The following is a 3353-nucleotide window of genomic DNA, read 5'->3' as shown; positions in this document are numbered from 1 at the left end:
GCGAAGAAGGGTATAAAGGAGAGTTCTTTGAACCAGACAATACTGATTCATTAGCCAACGCCATTGAAAAAATCCTGGTTAATGATCCACATAGGATTCATTTGGGAAAAACGAATTATGAAGCAGCTTGTTCCTTGCCAATGTCAACAATCACTCAAATGTATACGGATTATTTTAAAGCGATAAAACATAAGAACTTACCTTACTTTTCCCCAAATTTTACTACGGAAAAGAAGACCCTCAGGGAAGAAGTTTAACTGATTTTAGGTTAGGTTAAGTATAGAGGAGTGCAGTGTGGTTAGCTGCGCTCCTTTCATTTTTGTGAGGACAGATCTAAATACTGATAGCTTGGTTTTTTCTCATCCTCAATAGAAATAGCGCCAAAGTATTTTTGCCGTTGTTTTCTCCAGGGAAGTACTCCCACTACTGAATTAGGCACCTGAGAAAAATCATAAAGGGTCCAAAACAAGTATGGTATACCCTTATCATTCAAATACCGCTGCATTTCTTTATAATACTCTGCCTGCTTTTTTTCCGATCCCAAGAATGCATTCCACATCCCGCTGTAAGAAGAATACCCATACTCTCCCAACAAAATAGGTGTATCTCCTACCCTTTCTTCTAAAGCCTGGTATTTCCCTAAAAAATCAGAGGGATCCTGATAGTAATGAAAAGAAATAAAATCTACCTTTTCTCTCAATAAATTTGCAACTTCCGGAGAGGACCAACCAATAGTTACCGGATGGTATGGATCCCAATTCTTTACCTTACTACTCATTTCTTCCAGCCAGGCTAATACTTGTTCTTTACCTCTCGACTCGAAATCGAGATCAGGTTCATTTTTCAGGTCCCAGCCTAGGAGTGCAGGATGGCCTTTAAGGGTTTTTACAATTGTTTCGGCATGTCTGTGTGTCAATGTCCAGTCCATCAAATCATAATTCCCATAAAAATCGAACAAGGTAACTAAGACCTTAAGCCTTTCAATATTTGCCAGATCCAATAACATTGTTAGTTTTTCCATGTTTTTATTAGAAACATCGGCTTTCCCAAACTCCTCGTAAGGAACAAAAATGCGTAGAGAATTAAGCCCCATCGTTCCAATCTGGGCAAAGTCCTTGGAAATTATCTCTTTATTGAAGTGTACCCCAAAGGTATCCCATGGACCTTTACTTGGATAGTAATTGAGCCCTTTCATTTTTGCAATATCGAACTGGGAAATATTGTTTTTTTCTGAAATTTGCCCCTCCTCATTTGGTTCTTCTATTTCAACCATATGTCTTATCCGCCAAAACCCATCTTCTAACAACATCATTACCTTATAAGAACTGGTATCTTTCTTTTTTAATTGCAGCTGCTCATTCTGCCATATCTCCCTATAAATTTCTACCTGCCTGTCAGTGAAAACAACCAGACCACCATCTGCGCTGTAAAAGTCGAGCGAAGGATGATGAACCAGGCTTGACTGCTTAACTGCTGTATTATGTTGTTTATTCAGATCGAGTACCTTATTTAATTTGATCCGCATACTGTCTGTATAATAATCCGCAACCCCGTAAGGATCATTTGTCGCCAGGGCATTATTTCTTACATACCACGATCTTAAATAATCATTTTGTAATTCTTTCAATGTTTGGGCTTCCATGGGTCTTCCCGGATTCTCCAGATCTCCCCATTGAATTTCAGGTAGATATGTTCTTTCTGTTTCACCTTGCACATGAAGGATAGTAGATTTGTCTGCTCCTGAATTAAGGTAGACCCATACGGAACTGATACCGTAAATTATTACGGTATTTACCCCTAGAAATGAAAGGATCAATAAAGATCTGTATATGTTCTTATTCCACATATTATTCATGGAGTTGTAGGATCTGTTTTTTTGTAATTCCAGCTACCGTTACCTCAATCATATATTCCCCTGCTATAAATTCTTCCCTGGATAGTGTAAACTCTGTAAAACCATTTACGGACATATTTCTTTTTACGACAAATTCTTTATTCTTGTCATCTGCAATTTTAATCTCAACGGCTATACCATCCGGATTTAGCTGATCTAGAAAGCTTAAGATCGGGCCCACCAGTATAGTTCTGTCATTTTCCGATATGCTAAGGTCATAATTTTGTATTGCAGGTTTGAAGTTGATCAAGATCGCGTCGCTTTTTGCAAAACCGGTAACATAGGCTTCTATTTTCCAATTCTCTGCTACTTCCGGGTGAAGCATGCGTGCGGTTGCAATTCCATTTATGGTAGTACCATTGGTCTTGAGTTTACTACCATGGGCATTGGTTATCTGAAATGTCACCAGTGTACCATCACTTATGGTATTGCCGTACATATCTTTGATCACAGAAGTTTCAAAAATAATGATTTGATTCCCGTCTGCGTACTCGTGGTTACGTCTAGAATACAAGTCGAAACCAGTAGCCTGGGAAGGAAAAATATCCACGCTTAGTTCTTTTGTGCTACTCCCGCCTGCGTTGGCTGTGACCAGCATTCGACCCGACTTTTCCACCGGATATAAACGCTTCCAACTTATGAGATCTTTGGTGGTGGTTTCAAAGGATTCCTTATTGGACAGAACTTGACTTTTTATTTGCACAGGGGTCCCATCCATTACAGGATTATCGTAACTATCCGTTGGTACATTTACCAACATGGTGTAGTCTGTAGAGCCTGCATAAATACTCCTTGGACCCAAATAGGTTTCCATTTGCCCGGGATGCTGTAGACTTGAAATGTTTATTTTACCGGAATCAACCAGCTTATTATTATGGACCAGATTCCAGGTACAAAAACCCGATTTTTGTGTAAACTGGGTCGGCAACGTAAACAACAGTTCATCCTTTTCCCGAATCCCGGGGATAACAGAGGTCCCCAATGAATTCTCAAGGATTAAAAATGGCTCACCTTCACCGGAAACTTTAAATCTCAGGGATATTGAATCTCCCGCCTTCGCAGTGAGCGGGGTTTGAATGGGTACAACGCTTATCTCACTTACAATAGTAGGTGCATTGACACATCCAAGTATCAATATAAAGGCCATTATGTAAGTACAAAATTTCATCTACTTTGGATTGCCTATAAAATGATTTAGTTCGATCTTAATAAAATCAAAGCCGTTGGAGGTATGTTCCAGTAATTGTTCTTTAGGATGCGATAAAACTCTATTGGGAAATACCTTTGCTGATATTTGAGCATTAGGTAAACCATTTACAAAGCAGTTTGATATATCTCTGTTGATCACTGTCACACCTTTTAGATCCAAAAATTTATAGTCGAATGATTGTTTCCGCTGAATCCGAATTCCTTCTGAAATAAAGCTGTGATCTACCCATACCAGGTTTTTAGAAGCATC

Annotated in this window: 4 protein-coding genes; 1 reads left to right on the top strand and 3 read right to left on the bottom strand. The window is 39.0% G+C overall.

Annotated elements, in window-relative coordinates; translation table 11 throughout:
- Positions 1-257, top strand: a 257-nt coding sequence (locus WBM49_RS09170; RefSeq protein WP_424371749.1) for a glycosyltransferase, incomplete at its 5' end; no start/stop codon positions are given.
- 56 nt (positions 258-313) lie between these two features.
- Here the strand turns inward: WBM49_RS09170 and WBM49_RS09165 are convergent.
- The 3 genes from WBM49_RS09165 to WBM49_RS09155 form a co-directional block, all read right to left on the bottom strand.
- Positions 314-1855 carry a cellulase family glycosylhydrolase gene (locus WBM49_RS09165; RefSeq protein WP_424371748.1) on the bottom strand — a complete coding sequence of 514 codons (1542 nt, stop codon included), beginning with the start codon at positions 1853-1855 and terminating at the stop codon, positions 314-316.
- Positions 1848-3041: a hypothetical protein gene (locus tag WBM49_RS09160; protein ID WP_424371747.1), complete on the bottom strand. Its 1194-nt coding sequence runs from the start codon at positions 3039-3041 to the stop codon at positions 1848-1850. The genes WBM49_RS09165 and WBM49_RS09160 overlap by 8 nt, the downstream gene beginning before the upstream one ends.
- Positions 3042-3062: 21 nt before the next feature.
- On the bottom strand, positions 3063-3353 hold a 291-nt coding region (locus tag WBM49_RS09155; RefSeq protein ID WP_424371746.1), incomplete at its 5' end, for a hypothetical protein.

Source organism: Muriicola sp. (assembly GCF_049669965.1).
Taxonomy (GTDB): domain Bacteria; phylum Bacteroidota; class Bacteroidia; order Flavobacteriales; family Flavobacteriaceae; genus Muriicola.
Note: the sequence above shows the minus strand (reverse complement) of the source record. Positions and strands in the feature narration are given on the sequence as shown.

Coding starts and splice junctions, on each gene's coding strand:
- WBM49_RS09160 (WP_424371747.1), bottom strand. CDS start 3,041: ATGGCCTTTATATTGATACTTGGATGTGTCAATGCACCTACTATTGTA.
- WBM49_RS09165 (WP_424371748.1), bottom strand. CDS start 1,855: ATGAATAATATGTGGAATAAGAACATATACAGATCTTTATTGATCCTT.